Annotated in this window: 6 protein-coding genes; 1 reads left to right on the top strand and 5 read right to left on the bottom strand. The window is 70.8% G+C overall.

What is annotated here, in order from left to right; genetic code table 11:
- Positions 1-4 precede the first annotated feature (4 nt).
- The gene (locus tag JHN45_RS32295; protein WP_200714571.1) at positions 5-703 is read right to left on the bottom strand and encodes a response regulator transcription factor; all 699 of its coding nucleotides are present in this window, start codon (positions 701-703) and stop codon (positions 5-7) included.
- A complete protein-coding gene (locus tag JHN45_RS32300) occupies positions 700-2694 on the bottom strand; it encodes a sensor histidine kinase (protein WP_201052356.1) in 1995 nt (664 codons plus the stop codon). Before JHN45_RS32300 ends, JHN45_RS32295 begins: the two co-directional genes overlap by 4 nt.
- 185 nt (positions 2695-2879) lie before the next feature.
- Between JHN45_RS32300 and JHN45_RS32305 the strand changes: the two genes are divergently transcribed.
- The gene (locus JHN45_RS32305; protein ID WP_200715530.1) at positions 2880-3443 is read left to right on the top strand and encodes a hypothetical protein; all 564 of its coding nucleotides are present in this window, start codon (positions 2880-2882) and stop codon (positions 3441-3443) included.
- A gap of 63 nt (positions 3444-3506) precedes the next feature.
- Here JHN45_RS32305 and JHN45_RS32310 read toward each other — a convergent pair whose 3' ends face one another.
- From JHN45_RS32310 to JHN45_RS32320, 3 genes are all read right to left on the bottom strand, one after another.
- The gene (locus JHN45_RS32310; RefSeq protein ID WP_200715531.1) at positions 3507-4721 is read right to left on the bottom strand and encodes an acyl-CoA dehydrogenase; all 1215 of its coding nucleotides are present in this window, start codon (positions 4719-4721) and stop codon (positions 3507-3509) included.
- 6 nt (positions 4722-4727) lie between these two features.
- On the bottom strand, positions 4728-5750 hold the full coding sequence (locus tag JHN45_RS32315; protein WP_201052358.1) for a phosphotransferase family protein: 1023 nt from the start codon (positions 5748-5750) through the stop codon (positions 4728-4730).
- 146 nt (positions 5751-5896) lie between these two features.
- Entirely contained in the window at positions 5897-6193 is a 297-nt protein-coding gene (locus tag JHN45_RS32320) for a hypothetical protein (RefSeq protein WP_200715533.1), read from the bottom strand.
- Positions 6194-6406 lie beyond the last annotated feature (213 nt).

The raw sequence follows: 6406 nt of genomic DNA on the forward strand, positions 1-6406 counted from the left end.
GCGTTCACGTGTCCGGTGGGCGGCCCAGTCCCGCCTCCCGGGCCCAGGCCGCCGCCCCCGCGCGGTCCGCGACGCCCAGTTTGGCCAGGACCGCCGACATGTGGTTGCTGACCGTCTTGGGGGACAGACCCAGCCGGGTGGCCACCGTCGAGTTGGGCTCGCCGTCGGCGATCAGGGCGAGTACGTCCCGTTCGCGCGGGGTGAGTGTCGGGCACGGGTCGGGCCGGTCGGGCGGTCTGCTGAGCTGGCCGAGCACGCGCCGGGCCACACCGGGGCCGAAGATGGCCTCACCGGCGGCCACCGCGCGGATCGCCCGGACGATCTCGTCCTGGCCCGCGCCCTTGAGGACATAGCCGAGGGCGCCCGCCCGCATCGCGGCGAACACCGAGTCGTCCTCCTCGACCATGGTGAGCATCAGCACCGCCACCCGGGGCGCGACCCGGCCGATCTCGCGGGTCGCCTCGATGCCGTTGAGGTCCGGCATCCGGATGTCCATCACCATGACGTGCGGACGCAGGGTCACCGCCGCCCGCACCGCCTCCCGCCCGCTCGCCGCGACCCCGACGACCCGCACCCGCGGGGTTCCGTCCCGCACGGACTCCAGCAGCGCGGCCAGCCCGGTGCGGACCACGGGATGATCGTCGGCGAGTACGACCCGCAGCGTGTCGGTGTCCTCCTCGTCGCCGGGTTCCCGATCCGTCACAGCGCCCCTCCCAGCGGCAGCGTCGCCACCACCCGTCCCTGCCCCGCCACGCACCGGCCGCCCAGCTCCGCAGCGCGTTCCTGCATCGACGTGATGCCCACGCCCGGGGTCCACGTGGTCTCCTCGCCCGTCGGCGAACCGTCGTCGCACACCTCCAGGCGCAGGCCGTCGCCGATCTCGATGTACAGGTCGACGCGGGAGGCGCGGGCGTGCCGGGCCGCGTTGGTCAGCGCCTCGATCGCGATGCGGTAGGCGGCCACCTCGACCGCGGCGGGCAGTGCCGGCAGCCGCTCGGGTGCCTGGACCCGCACCTGGAGCGGGATGCCGTCCGCGCGCCAGGACAGCCGTACCGCACGTTCGCGCAGTGCGCCCAGCAGCCCCAACTGGTCGAGATCAGGGGGCCGTAGGCCGTCCACCAGGCGGCGTACCTCCGCGACCGCGCCGCCGACCTCGGACCGCAGTTCTGCCAGCAGCAGCGCGGCTCGTTCCGGATCGAACGTCAGCAGATTGCGGACGGCGTCCGCCTGGAAGGCCGCTCCGGCGAGGGTCGGTCCGAGGCCGTCGTGCAGATCGCGGCGGATCCGCCGCCGTTCCTCCTCGCGCGCGGCCACGATGCGTTCGCGGGAGTGCTGCAACTGCCGGGTGAGGTCGGTGGCGTGGAGCGCGGCGGCCAGCGGTACGGCGAGCAGTTCGAGCACGGCCAGGTCGGCGGGCGTTGGCTGTTGTTCGCCGGGGCGCAGTCCGATCACCAGCGCGCCTACGGTCCGGCCGTCGTAGTCGAGCGGTATGGCGTGGATGCGTTCGCCCGGTTCGCCCCAACTGCCGTCCGTCACCCCGGACTTCGACTCCACGCAGACGTACGGCAGCCGCAGTGCCTCGCCGACCGCCTCGGGGATCGCGTTCACTCCGGTGCCGGCCAGCCGTTCGCCGATGCGGGAGACCGCGCGCACCGGGTCGTGCCGGTCGCCGTACAGGGCGTGGTCGACCATGCGTTGGAGGAGGCGGCGGGCGGGGGCGAAGGCGAGGGCCAGGGTGACGGTGATCAACGCCGGGCCGAGGAGGGCGGGGTCGGGGTTGAGGAGGGCCTGCACGGAGGTGACGAGGCCCACGTAGGTGACGATCACGCCGACCGTGAGGGTGCCGTAGAGGAGGCTGCGGGAGACGACGAGGCGGATGTCGAGGAGTTCCTCGCGGACCACGGCGATCATGATGGCGGTCGGCAGGAACAGGGTGCAGCACGAGGTGTAGACGGCCGGGAAACCGAGGATCTGCAGGGCCACGCTCAGGGCCAGCGGCAACATTCCCGCGATGAGCCACAGGAGTCGGCGGCGGTCCTGTTCGCCGCCGCGCCGGTGGCGGACGGCCATGACGGCGAACACGGCGGCCAGCACCAGGCAGGCCTTGGCGGTCTCGACGTCCCGCAGGACGGGCATCCAGCCGGCCGGCACCGGGAGGTAGGAGGGCTGGGCCGGTGTGCCGCGGAACAGGCCCCAGTCGTCCCGCGCCCAGATCGCGAAGTCCAGGGGGGAGGAGAGGAGTTGGGCGGCCAGCGCCCAGCGCCAGCGGCGGTCGGGCAGCCGACCGTCGGGGAAGAGGAAGAAGACCAGTACGAACGCCGTGGAGCTGCCGAGGATCCAGCTGTGGCGGCCTACGGTCGTCACCGCGTGCAGTACGTCCGGCGGCCAGCCCAACCGCAGTCCCTCGACGCCCAGTCCGATCGACATGCCCGTGAAGGCGTGGCCCAGACCGTAGGCGATCAGCAGCCAGCCGATGGGGTTGCGGGGGCGGTGCAGGGCGATCACCGTGCCGCAGACCGGGTAGGCGAGGCCCACCGCGAGGTCGACGACCATGTCGTAGTGGACCAGGTCGGCGAGGGAGACATCTGCTGCCGCCAACGCGACCGTCCCGACCGCCACTTGGAGTGCCGCCATCCCCAACAGCGTGTACGCGGCGGCCGAGTGGGGCCGGGTGCGCCCGTCGCGGTCTTCCATGCGTCCCATCGTGGGGGCCCGGCACCCGGGTGTCATGGGAACGCTTCCCGGACCACCCGGGAGAGGTCCCCGGCGCTGCCCGGGGGCTTCCCCTCAACTCCCGGCCCCCGTCGCCGTGATGCTCGTAGCAGCGGAACGGCGGGCGCACCGCCGGGCCGACCGACAGGAACCAACGGGGGAACACCATGCTGTCAACGAAGCGGCGCCTGACGGGCGTTGTGCTGGGCTCCGTGCTCGCTCTCGGCGGTACGGCGGCGGTGCCGGCCGCCGCGCAGACGCCGGCGCGGGCCGGGTGCGGTATCGCGGTGAACGAGGCGCACATCTATCAGCGGTGGAGCGCGCTCGGCGGGGCCGGTGGGTGGCTGGGTTGTCCGACCAGCTACACCAAGGACGTGTACCTGAACGGTGCCTACGCCGGGAAGCGCCAGTACTTCACCTACGGCACCGCCACCTGGTCGCCGCGCCAGGGCCCGAACATGGTCGTCGCCGCGTGGGAGGACCGCGGCTACGCCTACTTCAACTGGGGTACGACGGCTCCGTACCGCTACGACTCGTTCCTGGTCCGCTGGACGAGCGCCTCCGACCCCGGGGGGACCCAGCGGGAGTTCGGCGGGGGGACGGGCGGTCGGATCCGGGTGCGGGAGCAGAACACCGGCGCGTATGTCTTCGTCGTCGAGGGCTGTGACATCGGGACCTTCGGGCACACCTGCCGGCAGGGCTGGACCCTTAAGGCGAGTACGCCCAACTGACCATCACCTCGGGGGGAATGGGCTGGAGGGGGTATCAATACCTCTTCCAGCCCATTCGTTCTGCTACAGGTACTTCTTCAACTCCCGGCGGGCGAGAGATCGTTGGTGCACCTCGTCCGGGCCGTCGGCCAGCATCAGAGTGCGGGCGCTCGCGTACAGCTCCGCCAGCGGGAAGTCCTGGCTCACCCCGCCCGCGCCGTGCAGCTGGATCGCCTTGTCGAGGATGCCCACCACCGTGCGGGGCGTGGCGATCTTGATGGCCTGGATCTCGGCGTGGGCGCCCTTGTTGCCCACGGTGTCCATCATCCATGCCGTCTTCAGGACCAGCAGGCGTAGTTGCTCCACGGCCACCCGGGCGTCCGCGATCCAGTTGTGGACTACGCCCTGTTGCGCGAGTGCCTTGCCGAACGCGACGCGAGAGACGGCGCGTTGGCACATCAGCTCGATCGCCCGCTCGGCCATCCCGATCAGTCGCATGCAGTGGTGGATGCGGCCGGGGCCCAGGCGTGCCTGGGCGATGGCGAAGCCGCCGCCCTCCTCGCCGATCAGGTTCGTCGCCGGCACGCGCGCGTGGTCGAAGATCACCTCGGCGTGGCCGCCATGGGAGTGGTCCTCGTAGCCGAAGACCTGCATCGCGCGCTTGACCGTGACGCCGGGGGTGTCGCGGGGCACGAGGATCATCGACTGCTGGCGGCGGATGTCGGCGCCTGTCGGGTCCGTTTTGCCCATCACGATGAAGATCTTGCAGTCCGGGTTCATCGCCCCGGAGATGTACCACTTGCGGCCCGTGATGACGTAGTCGTCGCCGTCCCGCTCGATGAGGGTCGTGATGTTGGTGGCGTCCGAGGAGGCCACCTCTGGTTCTGTCATCGCGAACGCCGAGCGGATCTCGCCTGCCAGCAGCGGCTCCAGCCACTGCTTCTTCTGTTGTTCGTCGCCGAACTGCGCGAGTACCTCCATGTTGCCGGTGTCCGGTGCCGCGCAGTTCAGGGCGGTGGGGGCCAAGTGGGGGGAGCGGCCGGTGATTTCGGCGAGGGGGGCGTACTGGAGGTTGGTCAGGCCGGCGCCGTACTCGGCGTCCGGGAGGAAGAGGTTCCAGAGGCCTTGGCTGCGGGCCTCTTCCTTCAACTCCCCTACTACGGCCGGGGTGTCCCAGGGGGAGGGGAGTTGGGCGCGCTGGTCTTCCGCCACGGCTTCGGCCGGGTAGACGTGCTCGTCCATGAAGGCCAGGAGCTTGGCGCGCAGTTCCTCGGTGCGTGCGTCGAACGCGAAGTCCATGGTGGATCAGCCTTCCTGAAGGGTGGTCAGGCCGTGCTCGATGAAGACCGGTACCAGTTCGCCGATGCGGTCGAAGCCGCGGCCGACGGTCTGGCCCAGGGTGTAGCGGTAGTGGATGCCCTCCAGGATCACGGCGAGCTTGAACCACGCGAACGCCGTGTACCAGGCGACCGACGACACGTCGCGCCCCGAGCGCTCGGCGTATCGCTCGATCAGCTCGGCCGGTGCGGGGTGGCCGGGGGCCGAAGCGGTCGTGGAGATGGGGGAGTTGGGCAGTTCCAGCGGGATGCTGTACATCACCAGCAGGCCCAGGTCCGTGAGTGGGTCGCCGAGTGTCGACATCTCCCAGTCGAGGATCGCCTTGATCTTGTCGTCCTTGCCGATGAGGACGTTGTCCAGGCGGTAGTCGCCGTGTACGACCGTGGGGGTGGAGGAGGTGGGGAGGCGGCGGCCCAGCGCTGCGTGCAGCTCCTCCACCCCGGGCAGTTCGCGGTTTCGGGACGCTGCCAACTGCTTGCCCCAGCGGCGCAGTTGGCGGTCCAGGAAGCCTTCGGGGCGGCCGAAGTCCGCGAGGCCGACCTCGGCGGGGTCCACCGCGTGCAACTCGACCAGGGTGTCGACCAGTTCGAGGACGGCGCCCCTGGTGCGGTCCGGGCCGAGTGGGAGCAGTTCGTCGGCCGTGCGGTACGGGGTGCCTTCTACGAACTCCATGACGTAGAAGGGTGCGCCCAGTACGTCGTCGTCCTCGCAGAGGAGCACGGGGTTCGGTACCGGTACGTCGGTGGGGTGCAGCGCGCTGATTACCCGGTGCTCGCGCTTCATGTCGTGCGCGGTCGCCAGGACGTGGCCCAGCGGGGGGCGTCGTACGACCCACTTGGTGGTGGAGTCGGTGACCGCGTAGGTGAGGTTCGACCGTCCGCCCTCGATCAGCCGGCCGGACAGGGGGGCGGTGACCAGACCGGGCCGCTCGCGGTCGAGCAGACCGCGCAGCCGGTCGAGATCGAGTCCGGGCGGGTGGTCGGGGCTCATACATCACTCCTGTGAATGGACGAACAGGTCTTGCACCATCATGCCGACCGGTCGGTATGTAGTCCAGTGGAGGAGTGAAACGTGACCGGGGCCACGATAGGCCGACAGCTCCCCGTGTGGGGAGCTGCCGTTCCTTGTCTGTTGGTTCAGTGGTCGTCCCAGTGGCCGTTGTGCTCGGCGTGGCGGTGGCCGTCGTGGACGTAGTCGATGTGGTCGCCGTGCAGCACGCTCTCGTGGCCGCAGTCCTGGCCGTGCTGGTGTGCGTGCTCCTGGTGGGAGACGTGGCCCCCCGGCTCGCACTCGTCCCAGTGGCCGCCGTGCTCGCGGTGCAGGTGGCCGTCGTGCGCGTAGTCGACGTGGTCGCCGTGCGGGACGGGGGCGTGGCCGCAGTCCGGGCCGTGGGTGTGGGTGTGTGCGGAGTGCTCCAGGTGCAGGGTGGTCATGGTGCTCACCTTCGGGAGTGCGGGCGATGACGACGGACAGGCTGCCATGCGAACCGCACATATCGGGGCATCCCGGCCGTGTGGCGCCGGGGGTGGGTGTCGGGGGCGTGGCGGTACGGCGAGCCCGCCGCGGTCGTGCCCCTCTGGTGTTGCCACAGTCGAACGAGTGGGGACCAGCTAAGCGGCGGGCTCGCCGTACCGCCACGCCCCGCT

The sequence above is a fragment of the Streptomyces sp. MBT53 genome, assembly GCF_016654115.1.
In the GTDB taxonomy this organism is placed as follows: Bacteria; Actinomycetota; Actinomycetes; order Streptomycetales; family Streptomycetaceae; genus Streptomyces.

Bases quoted from the DNA above. Each gene is read 5' to 3' on its own strand.
- JHN45_RS32300 (WP_201052356.1), bottom strand. From the start codon at position 2,694: ATGGAAGACCGCGACGGGCGCACCCGGCCCCACTCGGCCGCCGCGTAC.
- JHN45_RS32305 (WP_200715530.1), top strand. From the start codon at position 2,880: ATGCTGTCAACGAAGCGGCGCCTGACGGGCGTTGTGCTGGGCTCCGTG.
- JHN45_RS32310 (WP_200715531.1), bottom strand. From the start codon at position 4,721: ATGGACTTCGCGTTCGACGCACGCACCGAGGAACTGCGCGCCAAGCTC.
- JHN45_RS32315 (WP_201052358.1), bottom strand. From the start codon at position 5,750: ATGAGCCCCGACCACCCGCCCGGACTCGATCTCGACCGGCTGCGCGGT.
- JHN45_RS32320 (WP_200715533.1), bottom strand. From the start codon at position 6,193: ATGACCACCCTGCACCTGGAGCACTCCGCACACACCCACACCCACGGC.